General features: G+C 72.0%; 13 protein-coding genes. 7 read left to right on the plus strand and 6 right to left on the minus strand.

Features of this window, described 5'->3' with window-relative positions; translation table 11 throughout:
- Nucleotides 1–313 precede the first annotated feature (313 nt).
- A complete protein-coding gene (locus OG352_RS38110) occupies nt 314–490 on the minus strand; it encodes a hypothetical protein (RefSeq protein ID WP_329223248.1) in 177 nt (58 codons plus the stop codon).
- Here OG352_RS38110 and OG352_RS38115 point away from each other — a divergent pair.
- Nucleotides 489–1,673, plus strand: coding sequence for an acetyl-CoA C-acetyltransferase (locus tag OG352_RS38115; RefSeq protein ID WP_329223250.1), 1,185 nt, complete (start codon nt 489–491; stop codon nt 1,671–1,673). The genes OG352_RS38110 and OG352_RS38115 overlap by 2 nt on opposite strands.
- Before the next feature lie 47 nt (nt 1,674–1,720).
- On the opposite strand, the gene OG352_RS38120 is transcribed toward OG352_RS38115, so the two are convergent.
- Entirely contained in the window at nt 1,721–2,581 is an 861-nt protein-coding gene (locus OG352_RS38120) for a helix-turn-helix transcriptional regulator (protein ID WP_329223252.1), read from the minus strand.
- 314 nt (nt 2,582–2,895) lie between these two features.
- On the opposite strand from OG352_RS38120, the gene OG352_RS38125 reads away from it, so the two are divergent.
- The gene (locus OG352_RS38125; protein ID WP_329223253.1) at nt 2,896–3,675 is read left to right on the plus strand and encodes an enoyl-CoA hydratase/isomerase family protein; all 780 of its coding nucleotides are present in this window, start codon (nt 2,896–2,898) and stop codon (nt 3,673–3,675) included.
- Between the two features lie 124 nt (nt 3,676–3,799).
- Entirely contained in the window at nt 3,800–5,443 is a 1,644-nt protein-coding gene (locus OG352_RS38130) for an AMP-binding protein (RefSeq protein WP_329223255.1), read from the plus strand.
- Nucleotides 5,444–5,459: 16 nt separating this feature from the next.
- Here the strand turns inward: OG352_RS38130 and OG352_RS38135 are convergent, their stop codons facing one another.
- On the minus strand, nt 5,460–7,295 hold the full coding sequence (locus tag OG352_RS38135) for a helix-turn-helix domain-containing protein (RefSeq protein WP_329223257.1): 1,836 nt from the start codon (nt 7,293–7,295) through the stop codon (nt 5,460–5,462).
- A 131-nt stretch (nt 7,296–7,426) separates the two neighbouring features.
- Between OG352_RS38135 and OG352_RS38140 the strand changes: the two genes are divergently transcribed.
- The 3 genes from OG352_RS38140 (at nt 7,427) to OG352_RS38150 (ending at nt 10,719) form a co-directional block, all read left to right on the plus strand.
- Nucleotides 7,427–8,251, plus strand: a complete 825-nt coding sequence (locus tag OG352_RS38140) for a class II aldolase/adducin family protein (protein ID WP_329223259.1) — start codon at nt 7,427–7,429, stop codon at nt 8,249–8,251.
- A 372-nt stretch (nt 8,252–8,623) separates the two neighbouring features.
- Nucleotides 8,624–9,538 carry a 2-dehydropantoate 2-reductase gene (locus tag OG352_RS38145; protein WP_329223260.1) on the plus strand — a complete coding sequence of 305 codons (915 nt, stop codon included), beginning with the start codon at nt 8,624–8,626 and terminating at the stop codon, nt 9,536–9,538.
- A gap of 5 nt (nt 9,539–9,543) precedes the next feature.
- Nucleotides 9,544–10,719: a pyridoxal phosphate-dependent aminotransferase gene (locus OG352_RS38150; protein WP_443072528.1), complete on the plus strand. Its 1,176-nt coding sequence runs from the start codon at nt 9,544–9,546 to the stop codon at nt 10,717–10,719.
- Between the two features lie 80 nt (nt 10,720–10,799).
- On the opposite strand, the gene OG352_RS38155 is transcribed toward OG352_RS38150, so the two are convergent.
- Nucleotides 10,800–11,456, minus strand: a complete 657-nt coding sequence (locus OG352_RS38155; RefSeq protein WP_329224138.1) for a hypothetical protein — start codon at nt 11,454–11,456, stop codon at nt 10,800–10,802.
- Between the two features lie 242 nt (nt 11,457–11,698).
- On the opposite strand from OG352_RS38155, the gene OG352_RS38160 reads away from it, so the two are divergent.
- Complete coding sequence (locus OG352_RS38160) at nt 11,699–13,354, plus strand: protein kinase domain-containing protein (protein WP_329223262.1); 1,656 nt, start codon at nt 11,699–11,701, stop codon at nt 13,352–13,354.
- Between the two features lie 61 nt (nt 13,355–13,415).
- Here OG352_RS38160 and OG352_RS38165 read toward each other — a convergent pair whose 3' ends face one another.
- Nucleotides 13,416–14,381 (minus strand): DUF1152 domain-containing protein, encoded by a 966-nt coding sequence (locus tag OG352_RS38165; protein ID WP_329223263.1) that lies wholly within the window; start codon nt 14,379–14,381, stop codon nt 13,416–13,418.
- Nucleotides 14,382–14,540: 159 nt separating this feature from the next.
- Entirely contained in the window at nt 14,541–15,905 is a 1,365-nt protein-coding gene (locus OG352_RS38170) for an FAD-dependent oxidoreductase (protein ID WP_329223264.1), read from the minus strand.

The raw sequence follows: 15,905 nt of genomic DNA on the forward strand, positions 1-15,905 counted from the left end.
GCGTGTACGCGGTTGCGGGCGTGGAGCTTGCGCATGGCGGTCTTGACTCCAGCGTGCCCGTGCAGGGCTGGACCCGCCCGCCGAACGCCAGGTCCACCCGGCCGATCCTGCGGAAGGCCGCCGGCCGACGGGCGAGGAGGACCGCCTCGATCGGAGTTTTCGGCGCACGCACGGCGGTCATGGCGCACCTCCTCGTGCCGTCCGTCCTCGAGGCTAGGCCAGTACGGGTATGTCCGGCAATGCCCTACCCACCAAATCGGGTGTCCCGTGCCGGACCCACCTTCGGAGGTTCCCGGACGGCCTGTGCCCGAGGTCAGATGCGTCCTCGACCACGCGTGCGGAGCCCGCCGGCAACGCCGTCCACCTCTTGACCGTCCCCGAGTCCGGCTCCGTCACCGGCCAGGGCGTCGTCGCGGGCGGCGGCCCGGTCATCCGACCCGGGCAGGCCCGGGACCGTCCGCATCACCCGCGTCACGGAGGAAGAGAACATGCCGGGATCCGTCATCATCGGCGGGGCGAGAACCCCCGTCGGAAAGCTGCTCGGCGCGCTCTGCGGACTGCCCGCTCCTCAACTGGGCGCCGCCGCCGTCGCAGCGGCGGTCCAACGCGCCGGCATCGCCGCCGACCAGGTGGACGCCGTCATCATGGGAACCGTCGTCCAGGCAGGCGCGGGGCCCAATCCGGCCCGCCAGGCCGCCTACGCCGCAGGACTGCCGCTGCACGTGCCCGCCACGACCGTCAACAAGCTCTGCCTCTCCGGACTGCACGCGGTGGCCCTCGCCGATCTCCTCGTCACCGCGGGACAGCACGACGTGGTCGTGGCAGGCGGGATGGAGTCGATGAGCCTGGCCCCACACCTCCTCCCCGGCACCCGCCGAGGCTTCAGGTACGGCACGACGGCCATGACGGACGCGCTCGACGCCGACGCCCTGGTCTGCGCCTTCGACGGCATTCCCATGGGCGCGGCCACCGAGCGGTACCAGGCCGCACTCGGCATCTCCCGCCAGGAACAGGACGCCTTCGCGGCCCGCTCGCACCGGCTGGCCGCCGAGGCCGCCGTCGCGGGCCGACTGGCCGAGGAGATCGTCCCGGTGGTGGTGCCGGGCAGGGGCGGCGACGTCACCGTCCGCACCGACGAGGGGGTGCGTCCCGACACCACCGCGGAGTCCCTCGCGCGACTGCGCCCGGCCTTCTCCCCGGACGGAACCATCACCGCCGGCTCCTCCTCCCAGCTGTCCGACGGGGCCTGCGCCCTCGTCGTCACCAGCCGCGAGCACGCCGAGCGGCTCGGGGTGGAGCCACTGGCCGAGATCGGCGCGTACGGCACCGTCGCGGGCCCGGGACCGTCGCTGCTCCCGCAGCCGGCGAACGCGGTCCGCGACGCGCTGAGCCGGTCCGGCGGCCTCGCACCCGCCGACCTCGACCTGCTGGAGATCAACGAGGCCTTCGCGAGCATCGCGGTGCAGTCGGTGCGCGATCTCGGCGTCGACCCCGACCGGGTCAACGTCAACGGCGGCGCCATCGCCCTCGGCCATCCCGTCGGGATGAGCGGGGCGCGGCTGATCCTGTCGCTCGCCCTCGAACTCCGCCGCCGCGGCGGCGGCACGGGAGTGGCGGCCCTGTGCGGGGGCGGCGGCCAGGGAGACGCGCTGCTGCTGCGGGCCACCTCATGAGCGCGGCGCACCCGTCGGCCCGCCCCTGAGTGCGAGGCCGGTGGCCGTCAGCGGATCAGGCCGCTCTCGCGGGCGACGAGGATGGCTTGTACGCGGTTGCGGGCGTGGAGCTTGCGCATCGCGGTCTTGAGGTACGACTTGACCGTGTTGGGCAGCAGGCCGAGCGCCTGGGCGATCTCGCGGTTGCCGAGTCCCTCGGCGACCTTCTGGAGTACGTCGATCTCCCGGGGCCTGAGCATGGCGGGTACCGCCAGGGTGGAGAGGCCGGCTGCGGGGGTGAACCGACGGTGGACGGCCTCGACCCTCGCGCGCAGCGCGTCGTCCTCGATCTGCCCGGCCAGTTCCGCCAACTCCCGGGCGATGTCCCGCAGATCGGCCTGGCTCAGCGCCGGCGGGTCCGGGGCGACGGCCTGGGTCCGCATCAGGGCGAGCCGGCGGCGTACTTCGTCGTCGACGGCGATGTCCCGCTCCAGACGGCGGACCAGCGGGGTGAAGCTGTCGAACCAGCGGTCGCCGAGACCCACCTGGGCCCGGGTGGCGAGGTAGACGACGAGGCGCGGCACCCGGTCCACCACGATCGGGAGGACGGCGATGGTCTCGAGCGCCTCGGGCCGGACGGCGTGGTCGTAGATGTGGGAGATGCCTTCCGCCGAGAGGTAGCTGCTCACGGACACGGGGCGGGCCAGCATGAGGGCTTTCCCGCCGAGTCCGGCGCCGGCGCGGACCCTGAGGCCGGCGGCGGAGCGGGTGCGGGCTCCGCACAGTTCGGTGATCTCCAACGCGCCCGCCCCGGGCAGGACCCGCCCGCCGAGCGCCATGTCCATGCGGCTGTGGGTGCGGAAATCGGCGAGCGAGCGGGCGAGGAGCCGTGTCTCGATGGGCTGCTGCGGCGTGAGCGGCACGGTCATGGCGCACCTCCTTGTGTCGTCCGATCGTGAGGCTAGGCGTGGGTCCGCGTGTCCGGCAATGGTCTACCCACCAAGGTGGGTGCCTCCCTTCCGACCCACCTTCGGAGGTTCCGGCCGGTCCGGGCACGGGGTGAGATTCGTCCTCGACCGTGCGTCCGGAGTCCGGGCCCGGCGTGGACGAGGCGGGCGGGCGCCAGGAGATCCGCGGGATCCGGCCGCGCCCCGCCGCCCAGTCCGCCGTCCGTACCTGTCTGAGAACCCACGGTGGCGCCCGATACGGCGACTCCCCCACCCTCGTGAGCGAAGGAATGGATATGAGCTGGACGATTGAGCGGCGCGGTCGTGTCGCCGTCGTGACGATGACCACCAATCCGGTCAACGCGCAGAACCGCGCCTTCTTCGCCGACCTGCATGAGGCGTTCGACCGCCTGGAGCGCGATCACGCGGAGTGTCCCGTGGTGCTGACCGGCACGGGGGCGCGGTTCTCGGCGGGCCTGGACCTGGGAGAGCACTTCCCGCTGTTCGCCGGTGACGAGGCGGATGTGGCCTCGTGGTTCCAGGACTACCGGGCGACGAACATGCGGCTGTTCACGTATCCGCGTCCGACCGTGGCGGCGGTGAACGGGCATGCGTTCGCCGGGGGACTGATCACGGCGGCGGTCTGTGACTACCGGGTGTCGGTGGCGGAGGGGGCGCGGTTCGGGCTCAACGAGGTGCCGATCGGGATTCCGATGCCGGCCGTGTACGTGCGCATGCTCGCCTACGCCTGGGGCGATCCGGTGGCGGCCCGTACCTGTCTGCTGGGGGAGATCTTCGGTCCGGCCCAGGCGCATGCGCTGGGGATGGTGCATGAGCTGGTGGCCGACGACGAGCTGGTGGAGCGGGCGGTGGCGGTGGCCGGGCTGACGCCGGAGGACTGCCTCGAGCAGTACGCCTTCACCAAACGGGCCTGTCAGGCGGGCGCGCTGCGGGACATCGCCGAGCTGTCCGACCCACTGGACAAGGAGTTGCCCGCCGGCATGACGAGTGAGCGGGCGCGGCACGCGCACCGGCGCTACTGGCAGCAGCTCAAGGGCAGTCCCGCGCCCTGGTGAGACGTGCGACGGAGACGAAGGCGAGGCACCCCGCCGAGCCGAGGGGGCGTCATGAGCCAGGCACCCGTCACCTCGGCTCGGCGGACACGGAGGCGGCGACATGCCGAGGCCAAGGAGAACGAGTATGGACACCGAGCTGAGTCACGCGACGGGCTCCACCGAGAAGCCGCTGCTGGACACGACGATCGGCGACGACTTCGACCGGATCGTCGCGCTGTTTCCCGGACGCGAGGCCCTCGTCGACGTGCCGACCGGGAGACGGTGGACCTACGCCGAGCTCCGCGCCGACGTCGACGCGCTGGCGCTGGCCCTGCTCGAGGCGGGGATCGCCCGCGGCGACCGGGTCGGGATCTGGGCTCCGAACTGCGCGGAGTGGGTGATGGTGCAGTACGCCACCGCGAAGACGGGCGTCGTCCTGGTGAACATCAACCCCGCGTACCGGTCCCATGAGCTGGCGTACGCCCTCGACCAGTCCGGGATCCGGCTGCTGTTCGCCGTCCCGTCGTTCAAGACCGCCGACTACGCGGCGATGGTCGAGGAGGTCGCGCCGAGGTGCCCGAGCCTGGAGCGCGCGGTGTACCTGGGCGGCGAGGAGTGGGCGGAGCTGCTGCATCGCGGCCGGGCGGCGTCACCGGACCGGCTCGCCGAGGCGCAGGGCGGGCTCTCTCCCGACGACCCGATCAACATCCAGTACACCTCCGGAACAACCGGGTTCCCGAAGGGCGCGACGCTCTCACACCGCAACATCCTCAACAACGGTTACTTCGTGGGCGAGTTGCTCGGCTACAGCCAGGAGGACCGGATCTGTGTCCCGGTGCCCTTCTACCACTGCTTCGGCATGGTCCTGGGCAACCTCGCGGCCACCTCGCACGGAGCCTGCGTCGTCATCCCGGCCCCCGTCTTCGACCCGGTCGCCACGCTCGCGGCCTGCGCCGCGGAACGGTGCACGTCCCTGTACGGCGTGCCCACGATGTTCATCGCGCTGCTGAACGTGCCGGACTTCGCGTCGTACGACCTGTCGTCGGTGCGTACCGGGGTGATGGCGGGGTCGCCGTGCCCGGTGGAAGTGATGAAGCAGGTCACCAAGTGGGCGCCCGAGATGGCGATCTGCTACGGAATGACCGAGACCTCCCCGACGTCGACGCAGACCACGGCCGACGACTCCCTGGACCGGAGGGTCTCCACCGTCGGGCGGGCGCACCCGCACGTCGAGGTGAAGATCGTCTCCCTGGAGACCGGGGAGACGGTGCCGCGCGGGCAGTCCGGCGAACTGTGCACCCGCGGGTACTCGGTGATGCTCGGCTACTGGGGCGAGCCGGAGAAGACCGCCGAGGCCGTCGACGCCGGCGGCTGGATGCACACCGGCGACCTCGGGGTGATGGACGAGGACGGCTACCTCGCCATCACGGGGCGCATCAAGGACCTGGTCATCCGCGGCGGGGAGAACATCTACCCACGGGAGATAGAGGAGTTTCTCTACACCCACCCCGACGTTCTCGACGCCCAGGTGATCGGAGTGCCCGACGAGAAGTACGGCGAGGAGCTGATGGCCTGGATACGGCTGCGGGAGGGCGCGGCACCGCTCGACGCCGCCGCCGTCCGGGAGTTCTGCTCCGGCAGGCTCGCCCACTACAAGATCCCGCGGTACGTGCACTGCGTCGACGCGTTCCCCATGACCGTCACGGGCAAGATCCGCAAGGTCGAGATGCGGCAGAGGGCACGGGAGATCGTCGGGCAGCCGTCCGGGACGGTCGTCCGGCCCGTGTGACGCGGCGACGCCCGGATCAGTGCCGCTTGCGGTCCCAGGGGACGACCCGCAGCAGGATCTGCAGATCCACGGCCCGGGGCGGCTCCCGCCAGCCCGGGCCGAGGACCGCGTCGAGGATGCCGAGGCGCTGGTACAGCGTGTTGACGTGCACGCCGAGCAGTTTCGCGGTCGGCGCGGCGCGCCTGCCCTGGTCGAGATACGTCTTCAGGGTGGCCAGCAGGGGCATGCCGCGCCGCTCCTGTTCTCGGGCCACGTCGCCGAGCAACGCGTCGAACTGCGCCGACAGTTCGGCTCGGCCGGTCGGGTGCAGGAGCACCCGGTACACGCCGAGCCGGTGAGCGGTGGTGGCCGTGCCGGGCTGGTCGAGCGTCAGGAGCGCGTTCACCGTCTGGATCGCCTCGTGATAGCAGCGCGCCAGCTCCATCGGGGTCGAGGTGGGACCGGCGATGCCCACCGTCGCCGTCTGCGCGCCGTGCTTGTCCCAGGCCGCGGCGAGGGACGCGGCATCGTCGGTGGGCACCACCGCGAGGAGCCTCGGTCCGTCGGCGGCGATCACCGTGCCGATCGGCAACGGCAGCGAACCCAGGTCTCTCCTGGCCGGTGGGGTGTCGCCGCAGGGCAGGGCGACCAGCACACAGTGCGAACGTGACGGTTCGAGGCCGGCGACGCGCATGCGCCGGCGCAGTTCGTCCGGATCGGTGGCAGGGCGGTTCAGCAGATCGACGAGCATGGCGTCGCGGGTCAGGCGGGTCGCCTCGGCGACGGCTCGTTCGCTGACCACGGCCAGTGCGAGAGCGGGGAGAGCCCGCTCCAGCAGGAGCTGGTCGTCGTCCTCGCAGTCACCGACGAGCACGACGGCTCCCACCACGCCCTGATCCGTACGCACCGCCGTGATCTGCACCGACTCGCCGTCCCTCGTGGCGAGTTCGACCCGGTGCGGTCCGTCGGCGGCGGCGTCGAAAAGCGACTCGAGGGCGTCGCGGACCTGCGGTACCCGCTCCACGAGCTCCGGCCCGATGCCGGCTCGCCCGTCGATGAACCGCAGTTCGCCGGTGGTCACCCCCGCCATCTCGCGCACCAGCTCCGCCACGCCTCCGCCGTGCAGGACGACGTCGGTCAGCCGGCGGTCCCAGTTCAGGGCACGCTCCAGTTGCTCGTTGGCCGCGGCCAGCTGTGCGGTCGACGCCTCGTAGCGTTCCAGCGCGGTGGCGTTGTCGATGGCCAGCGCGGCATGCGCGGCGAGCGCCGAGAGCAGGGAGACCTCGCTGTCGGAGAAGTGGCGCTCCTGGCGCTTGCAGGCGAACAGAGCGCCCAGCGCCCGGCCGCGGAGCATGAGCGGCACCCCGAGCAGCGCCCGGATCCGCTCGGCGCCGGCCACCGCGTCGTGGGGTGCGTGGGGAAACGAATCGTCGCTGAGGTAGTCCTCGGTCCAGAACGGTTCGCGTCGCGTGATCACGATTTCGAACATGCCGGAGCTGGGTGACAGGCGCTGACCCCGAAGTTGCGGGGTCAGCGCCCCCGTCACCGCCTCGACGACGGCATGGTCCGCGTGGAGCAGCGCCAGGTACGTCAGGTCGACGCCCAGGAGCCGACGGGCCTGCGTGGTGATCTCCTGCAGCACCGCGTCCGGGCGGCGCATGCTGGTCAACTGGGCGACGATGTCATTGAGGGCGGCCAGTTCGGAAGCCTGCCGACGCCGTTGATCGAGCAGCGTGCCGATCCGGAACGCAAGGCCCGCCTCCCGTTCGACCCGCGACGCGTCCGAGCCCTGCTGGAGCAGCTCGTCGCGATGGCGGGCCATACGACCGGCCGACGCGTCGGCCAGCAGCAGATCGAGCCATGACGTGCTCACCACCGACCTCCTTGCCGGGTCCGTCTTCCGGAAGGCGCCGAAGACGGTATGTCGAAACCGCACACTGTCCTCGCCGGATGTGGTGAGGTCTGCACATACTGCCCGGGCGCCGCCGAAAATACCTTCGAAGTATGAGCGAAACAGTGAGCGCGCCGGTTGCTCCGGTCGAGCAGCGCGGCCAGGCCAACATCATCAAGCCGGGCATCGGCCTGCCCGCTCCCGCCGAGAACCTCTCGTCCGCGGAGGAGCGCCTCCTGCGGAAGCGGGAGCTCGCGGCCACTTTCCGGCTCTTCGGCAAGTTCGGGTTCGGCGAGGGGATCGCGGGCCACGTCACGGTGCGTGACCCCGAGTACCCGGACCACTTCTGGGTCAACCCGTTCGTCATGAGCTTCCACCACATCAAAGTCTCCGACCTGCTGCTCGTCGATCAGAAGGGCGAGGTCGTCGAGGGCCGGGGGCAGGTGAACCTGGCCGGCTTCTACATCCACTCCGAGGTGCACGAGGCCCGACCGGACGTGGTGGCCGCCGCGCACGCGCATTCGCTCCACGGCAAGGCCTTCGCCTCTCTCGGCATCCCGCTGGACCCCATCACCCAGGACGCCGCCGCCTTCTACCGCGACCACGCGGTCTACGACTACTACGGGGGGCCGGCCGGCTTCCGGGAGGAGGGGCAGCGCATCGCCGCGGCCCTGGGCGAGCACAAGGCGGCGATCCTCCAGAACCACGGCCTGATCACCGTCGGCCACAGCGTGAGCGAGGCGGCCTGGTGGTTCATCACGATGGAGCGCTCCTGCCAGGCCCAGCTCCTCGCGATGGCGGCCGGCAAGCCCATCTCCATCGACCACGAGACCGCCGAGTTCGCACAGCGCGAGGTCGGCACCCCCTACGCGGGCTGGCTCAGCTTCCGGCCGCTGTGGGAGCAGATCATCCGGGAGCAGCCGGACCTGTTCGACTAGGAACCGGTCCAGAACCTGACCCCGGGTTCATCGGCCGCCGACCCGTTCGGCCGGGTAGATCCTTGCTGGAAAGACGCCGATACGGGGAGATGTTTGCCGGTAGGCCGGGGCTGCGCAGGGCAGATCGGCAACACTTTGCGCGGCGCGGCGCATAAAATCAGCCCCCAGCAGAGTTGCCGCCCCAAAAGCCGCGACAGGATCCGCGCCCGGTGCAGACACCCTGCGAGATCGACGTTCCCGCTGACGAAGGCTGTCCGGACCGGGCCCGGGACTCGGGCTCGTACTCACCCTCACCCGCCGGCCTTTTCGGGACAAGCGGTATTCGCCCGCACCCTGCCTGAGGACCCACTGAACGGCGACCAGGAAGACGACATGAACCCACTCGCGAGTCAGCGACCCGTAGCGGTCATCGGCGCGGGCGCGATCGGCCTCTCGTTGGCCTCCGCGCTCGCCCGAACAGGGCGGCCCGTCACCGTCTGCGGCGGGCGTGAGCCCGTTCACCACATCGAGGTCACCGAGGACGGCGTTGCGGAGACCTGGCCGGTCCGGCACGTGAGCGACCCGGCCGACATCGCGGGGTACACCGCCGCGATCGTCGCCGTGAAGGCGCACCAGACCGCGGCGGTGGCGGACTGGCTGCGCGCACTCGCGCACCCGGACGCGACGGTGCTCGTCGCGCAGAACGGCGTCGAGCAGCGCGAACGCGTCCTGCCCTACGTCGGACCCGCCCACGTCGTGCCCGGCGTCGTCTACCTGAACTGCGAGCGCACCTCACCCGGGCGCGTGATCCTCCGGCGGGCCGGCGCGCTCGACGTGGCCGTGCCGGACGACCCGGCCGGCGTCGCCCTCGCCGACGAGCTGAACACCGGCAGGATGCGCACGGCGGTCGAGCCCGACCTGAAGACGGTGGCGTGGACGAAACTGCTCACGAACATCACCGCCAACGCCCTGACCGCCCTGACCGGCCGGCGCGCCGACATGATGCGGGATCCCGAGATCGAGCGCATCGCCCGGAACATCATGGCCGAGGCCGTGCAGGTGGGCCGGGCCGACGGTGCGGCGCTCACCGAGGCGCACGTCGACCGTGCCGTGCACTGGCTCCAGCACGTCCCTCCGGGCAGCACCACATCGATGCGGGAAGACCGTCTCGCCGGTCGGCCTCTCGAACACGACGCTCTCACCGGAGCCGTGGTACGTGCCGCCGAACGGCACGGCATCGACGTTCCGACGAACCGGTTCGTCCTCGCGCTCCTGTCCGCCATCGAGCCGACCGGGGTGGCGGCATGAACGGCATACGGATCTCGCGACGCGCCCAGGCCGTGGCCCCGTTCTACGCGATGGAGTTCGGCAAGCAGGCCGCCGCGCTGGAGGCCCAAGGGCACCACGTCGTCAAACTCAGCATCGGCGAGCCGGACTTCGGCGCGCCCCCGGCCGTCCTGGACGCGATGCGCGAGGTCATGGACGGCAGGCCCATGACCTACACCGCGGCCCTCGGACTCCCGGCGCTGCGGCAGGCCATCGCGGACTTCTACCGCGACCGGCACGACGTCGAGGTCGACCCGTCCCGGATCGTCGTGACGGCGGGCGCCTCGGCCGCGCTCGTGCTGGCCACCGCCGCCCTCGTCGACCCAGGCGACGAGGTGCTCATCTCGGACCCGTCCTACCCGTGCAACCGGCAGATCGTCGAGAGCTTCGGCGCCCGGGTCTCGCTCGTTCCGACGACCGCCGGGACCCGCTTCCAGCTCGACACCGCCTCGGTGCGCTCGCACTGGACGGACGCGACGCGCGGCGTCATGGTCGCCAGTCCGTCGAACCCGACCGGCACCTCGGTCCCCACCGACGAGCTGGCGGCGATCTGCGACCTCGCCCGCGAACGCGGCGCGTGGCGCATCGTCGACGAGATCTACCTCGACCTCAGCGACCACGACGACCGGGGCAGGCCGCCGCGCAGCGCGCTGTCGTTCGACCCCGACGCCGTCGTCATCAACAGCTTCTCGAAGTACTTCGGCATGACCGGCTGGCGGCTCGGCTGGTGCGTCGTCCCCGAGGCCCTCGTACCGGCGATGGAGCGCCTGGCCCAGAACTACTTCCTCTGCGCCTCCGCCCCCGCCCAGCACGCCGCCCTGGCCTGCTTCACCCCCGAGTCCCTCGCGGTCTGCGAAGCCCGCCGCACCGAACTCGCCGAACGGCGCGCGCTCGTCCTCGACGGCCTGGACCGGATCGGCCTGCCGGTCCCCGTCCCGCCCGACGGCGCGTTCTACATCTACTTCGACGTCAGCGACACCGGACTCACCTCATGGCAGTTCTGCGAACGCGCGCTCCAGGAGGCACACGTCGCCGTCACCCCGGGCAGGGACTTCGGCGTCCACACCGCGGACACCCACGTCCGGCTCTCCTACGCCGCGTCGGCCGACAACTTGCGCGAGGGCATCGACCGGCTCGGGAAGTTCCTGGCCACGTTGCAGTGAACCGAGCGGTCGAGGGTGGTCGACCGGCCGTTCGCCCGTCTCCGGCCGCTCCGGACGGGAGGCGACGACGGGTGGCCCGGTCACAGCCCGCCGCCCTCCGCTTCCGCCCGCCCGCGCCGCACGCCGGCACCGCGTCGCCGTCCGCCACCCCGTTCGGGGCCCGCGCCGCCGCCAGACGAGGGCGCGCTGAACCCGCCGGGGACGAGGCGCGGCGGGCCCACGGTCGGCGTCGTCGGCCCGGACGGAGCCGGACGGCCGTGGGTCTCCCGGCCCGGACCGGTGCCCGGGACCGCCCGTGCGTCCGCCGCTGTACCCGTCTCCGTCTCCCGGTCCGGTACGCGCGGTGGCGGCGGAGCCGCACGGCTCAGCACGCGGGTGTGGGTCATCAACGGGGCGCAGGCGGAGCAGACTTCGCTGAGTGCCCAGACCTGGCCGACCGACGGGTCGTGCCGCAGGACGAGGACGACCGCGCCCGCGCAGGCGACCCGGACGCCCTCGTGCAGCGCGCACCGCTCACGGCGGCAGGAGCAGGCCGCGTCGTGATGCACCGCCGCGGCTCTGGCGTGCGCGCCCGCGTGGGCCACGGCGAAGCGGCGCAGGGCCGCGATGTCACGGGAGCGCGCCGGCATCGAGCACGTCGAGGAGCAGGTGACCGACGCCGTGCGGTCCCGGTGTCCGACCACGCGGATCGTCCAGGAGCGGCCCGGACGGCGGGCCGAGGGGGCGTCAGGGTACATAAGAGCCAAAGCACATGTCCTTCGTGGGGAGGAGCAGGGGAAGGCGAGGGGAGGTGACGGGAGGGTTTCGGGGAGCGACGCGAGGGCGGGGAGCGGTCCGCGGGGTGATTCCGGCTCGGACCGCCGGAAGTGACCTCGTTCACAGCATGCCCGCGGCTTCGCGGACCATTCGCGCTGTGCCCCCTCTGGCGGACAGGCCGCCTGTTGCACAGGCTGTCAGTCCGTACGCCTAAGCTCCCTCCATGAACACAGGGGGACCCCACAGACGGGTCGTCGACGGCCGCTTCGAACTGGTCGAGCGCCTCGGCGGCGGAGGCATGGGCCTGGTGTGGCGGGCCCGCGACCTGGCCCTGCACCGGGACGTGGCCGTGAAGGAGGTCCGGCCCCCGGACCCGGACCTGGCCGAGTACGACCCCGAGGGCGCCCGCACGCTGCGCGAGCGCGTCCTGCGGGAGGCCCGCGCGCTGGCCCGGGTGCACCACCCCAACGTCGTCACCATCCACCACATCGTCGACGGCGGCGAGCGCACCTACCCGTGGATCGTGATGCAGCTGGTCGAGGGCGGCTCCCTCCAGGACCGGCTCCAGCAGGGCGTGATGACGCCCGCAGAGGCCGCCCGGCTGGGCCGTGAGGTGCTGTCCGCGCTGCGCGCCACGCACGCCGTCGGCATCGAGCACCGCGACGTGAAACCCGCCAACGTCCTGCTGCGCCCCGACGGACGGCCCGTGCTCACCGACTTCGGCATCGCCGCCGTCCGCGAGTCCACCGCCCTGACCGCCACCGGCGCCGTCATCGGCTCGCCCGACTTCATGGCGCCGGAACGGGTCAGCGGCAAGGAGGGCGGTCCCGCCGCCGACCTCTGGTCACTGGCGATGCTGCTGTACGTCGCCGTGGAGGGCCACCATCCGCTGCGCAGGTCGAGCACGCTCGCCACCCTGGCCGCCGTACTCGGCGAGGACGTGCCCGCACCGCGCCGGGCCGGACCGCTGACCGGCGTCCTCACGGCGCTGCTCGTCCGGGACCCGCAGGCCCGCCCCGACGCGGCGGAGGTCGACCGGATGCTCGCGACCGTGACCGGGGAGGCGCCGGGTCCGTCCGTGCCGGAGGACGCCGCGCCCCCGGCCGGGCCGGCTCAGCAGGCCTGGGCGACCTCCTACCCGCTCGCCCCGCCCCCAGCCGCAGTCACCCCCGAAACCGCACCGCCAGCCGTCACGATCGCCCCGCAGCAGGCCGGTGCCCCGGCCCGGGGTCCCGGCATCCGCGTGCGGGCCGTCACCGGAGTCGTCGTCACCATGGCGCTGACGGGCGTCCTGGTGTGGACGCTGGTTCCGCAGACGAAGAAGGACGACACCGGCGGCGGTACGACCACGCCGAGCCCGTCCGTGTCGCAGAGCGCCCGGCGGGCGTCCTCCGGAGGCTCGTCCGGCACCGCCGCCACCGAGACCGACCTGCTCAGCGGCGACGGCCTCAAGACGGCGGTGGCGAAGCTGACCGCGGCCATGGGCGGGACGAAGGTCACCAGCCTCGTGGTGTACGGGGAGTACGCCATCGCCGACGCGCCCGTCAAGGGCCACCCGAAGCTCTACGACCGGTACGTCTACCGGGGCGGGGACGTGGCGGTGAAGGACGGGCCGGGCGGCACCGTGATGAGCGGCGCGGTCCCCGTCGACCTGGATCTCTACGACTGGGACGCCGTGCCCGCGCTGCTCACCAGGGCCGACGAGACCCTCGGCGTGCCCACGCCCACGAGCCGCTACCTGACGATCAACGCGGCCTCCACCGTCTTCCACAGCGACCCGTCGATGAGCGTCTACCTCTCCGACGACTACGGCAGCGCCTACCTCCAGGCCGACGTGCACGGCCAGGTGATCAAGAGCTACCCACGCGACGACGGCTGAGCCGCCCTCGCCCTCGCCGGACGGGACCTCCTCGCGGCCCGCTGGACGGACCCGTCTGTTCTCAGTGCGGGAACGCCCGGGGCTGCCGCAGCACGGGAAGGCCGTCCCGGAACTCCTCGATGCGGGTGCTGATCTGGCGCATCAGGACGGTGTCCGCCAGCCGGTCCAGGTAGAGGTTGCGGCGGGCCAGCCCCACGGCGTCGACGCAGAAGTACAGCGCCATGAGCGGGTTCACGAACAGCTTGCCGTCGCGCGTCCGCTCGGTGAAGCGCACGTCGCCGAAGTCGCCGCGCACGGCGGCGGCGACCGAGCCGTTCACGATGCTCGGACGGCCGGGGGTGGATGCCTGGGCATGGGCGACCGCGTCCAGGTAGAGGGCGCCCTCCGGGCTGTCGCGGGGGAGCGAGAACGCGCCCAGGTAGGCGCCCTCGCGGTCCAGCGCGGCCAGGTTCTCCAGGACCAGGGCGTGGTTGACGCCGTGATGGGCGTCCACGCCGAAGCCCAGGCAGGCCACCAGCCGGTGCGGGACCTCGTCGAGGGCGTGCACGGCGGCCAGGCTGGCCATGTCCTCCTCGGGCGTGCCGAGGCCGTGCTCGTCGCCGCGCAGCAGGATGTCCGTGCCGCCGTCGACCAGGACGACGGCGTCGATCCCGCCCAGGTGCTCCAGGAGGGAACGGTAGGCGTCCCGCAGCGGCTTCACGCCGGTCTGGGGGAAGGCGTACACCGTCGCGGGCATGTCATGCCGGTCCAGCCAGGTGGCCAGGGTGTGCTCGGGGAAGTAGTCGCCGCGGGCCGGGGTGTCCGGGCGCACCGCCGCCAGGTCCGGCTGCACCCAGACCTCGGAGGGCAGGCCGTACAGGTCGGCGAAGGAGAGGTTGGCGAGGTGGACCTCCTTGCCCGCCGACCGCAGGGCGAGCGCGAGTGGCAGGCCCGCGTACACGTCGAAACCGCCGCCCGCACCAACGACGAGCACCCGGTGCGCGTCGCGCAGCCGGGTGAAGAGGGGAGGTTCATGGAGGGAGAACACCCCGGGACGCTAGCAGGCACCGATCGAGCGAGACCCCAACGGCCCGTCCCCGCCCGCCTTTTCGAAGCCCGCCTTTGCGAACAGGCCCGGCCGGGGCCCGGCCTCGGAACAACGCGGTCGGGGCTCGGAGAGCGTTCGCTCCGAGCCCCTCGACGGTGTTTACGCGCCGCTCTCCCGCAGCATGTCCTCGCGTTCGACGAGCTTCACGCGTGCGCGGCCCTGCGGCTCGCCGAGCGCCTTCTCGGCGGCGTCCAGCTTGTACCAGCCCTCCCAGGTGGTGAAGCGGACCTCGCGCTCGGCGAGGAACGCGTCCACCGCCGCAGGGTCGGGCGAGACGGGCGTGTGCAGACGGCCGCCCGCGTGGTCGGCCAGCAGGTTCGACACCGTCTCGTTGGCGTCGCCCTTGGTGTGGCCGATGAGGCCGACCGGGCCGCGCCGGATCCAGCCCGTGACGTACGTGGACTGGAGGTGCGTGCCGGACTCCTCGATGACCCGGCCGCCCTCGTCCGGGACCGTGCCCGAGTCGAGGTCCCAGGGCAGCTTCGGCAGCTTCTCGGAGAGGTAGCCGACGGCGCGGTAGATCGCCGTGACGTCCCAGTCCTTGAACTCGCCGGTGCCCTTGACGTTGCCCGTGCCGTCGAGGGCGGTGCGCTCGGTGCGCAGGCCGACGACCTTGCCGTCCTCGCCGAGGATCTCCGACGGGGACTCGAAGAAGTGCAGGAACAGCTTGTGCGGGCGGTCCCCGACGTCGCGGATCGCCCAGTTCTCCAGCGTCTTGGCGACCATGTCGGCCTGCTTGTTGCCGCGCCGGGTCGCGATGGAGCCGTCGTCGTAGTCGATGTCCTCCGGGTCGACGATGACCTCGATGTTCGGGGAGTGGTCCAGCTCCCGCAGCTCCATCGGGGAGAACTTCGCCTGCGCCGGGCCACGGCGGCCGAAGACGTGGACCTCCAGCGCCTTGTTGGCCTTCAGGCCCTCGTGGACGTTCGCCGGGATCTCCGTGGGCAGCAGCTCGTCCGCCGTCTTGGCCAGGACGCGGGCCACGTCGAGAGCGACGTTGCCGACGCCCAGGACCGCGACCTTCTCGGCCTCCAGGGGCCAGGTACGCGGCACGTCCGGGTGGCCGTCGTACCAGGAGACGAAGTCCGCGGCGCCGTAGGAGCCGTCCAGCTCGACGCCCGGGAGCGACAGCTCGCGGTCGGCCGTCGCGCCGGTGGAGAAGATCACCGCGTCGTAGAAGGCACGCAGGTCGTCCAGGCTGATGTCGGTCGGGTAGTCGACGTTGCCGAAGAGACGGATCTGCGGCTTGTCGAGAACCTGGTGCAGGGCCGTGATGATGCCCTTGATGCGCGGGTGGTCCGGGGCGACGCCGTAACGGATCAGGCCGAACGGGGCCGGCATGCGCTCGAAGAGGTCGATGGAAACACCAGGGTCGGCGGCCACATCGGACTTGAGCAGCGCGTCGGCGGCGTAGATCCCGGCGGGGCCGGCTCCGACAATGGCTACCCGCAGAGGGCGGGGCAT

Source organism: Streptomyces sp. NBC_01485 (assembly GCF_036227125.1).
In the GTDB taxonomy this organism is placed as follows: Bacteria; Actinomycetota; Actinomycetes; order Streptomycetales; family Streptomycetaceae; genus Streptomyces.

Bases quoted from the DNA above. Each gene is read 5' to 3' on its own strand.
- OG352_RS38115 (WP_329223250.1), top strand. From the start codon at position 489: ATGCCGGGATCCGTCATCATCGGCGGGGCGAGAACCCCCGTCGGAAAG.
- OG352_RS38110 (WP_329223248.1), bottom strand. From the start codon at position 490: ATGTTCTCTTCCTCCGTGACGCGGGTGATGCGGACGGTCCCGGGCCTG.
- OG352_RS38120 (WP_329223252.1), bottom strand. From the start codon at position 2,581: ATGACCGTGCCGCTCACGCCGCAGCAGCCCATCGAGACACGGCTCCTC.
- OG352_RS38125 (WP_329223253.1), top strand. From the start codon at position 2,896: ATGAGCTGGACGATTGAGCGGCGCGGTCGTGTCGCCGTCGTGACGATG.
- OG352_RS38130 (WP_329223255.1), top strand. From the start codon at position 3,800: ATGGACACCGAGCTGAGTCACGCGACGGGCTCCACCGAGAAGCCGCTG.
- OG352_RS38140 (WP_329223259.1), top strand. From the start codon at position 7,427: ATGAGCGAAACAGTGAGCGCGCCGGTTGCTCCGGTCGAGCAGCGCGGC.
- OG352_RS38145 (WP_329223260.1), top strand. From the start codon at position 8,624: ATGAACCCACTCGCGAGTCAGCGACCCGTAGCGGTCATCGGCGCGGGC.
- OG352_RS38155 (WP_329224138.1), bottom strand. From the start codon at position 11,456: ATGTACCCTGACGCCCCCTCGGCCCGCCGTCCGGGCCGCTCCTGGACG.
- OG352_RS38160 (WP_329223262.1), top strand. From the start codon at position 11,699: ATGAACACAGGGGGACCCCACAGACGGGTCGTCGACGGCCGCTTCGAA.
- OG352_RS38170 (WP_329223264.1), bottom strand. From the start codon at position 15,905: ATGCCCCGCCCTCTGCGGGTAGCCATTGTCGGAGCCGGCCCCGCCGGG.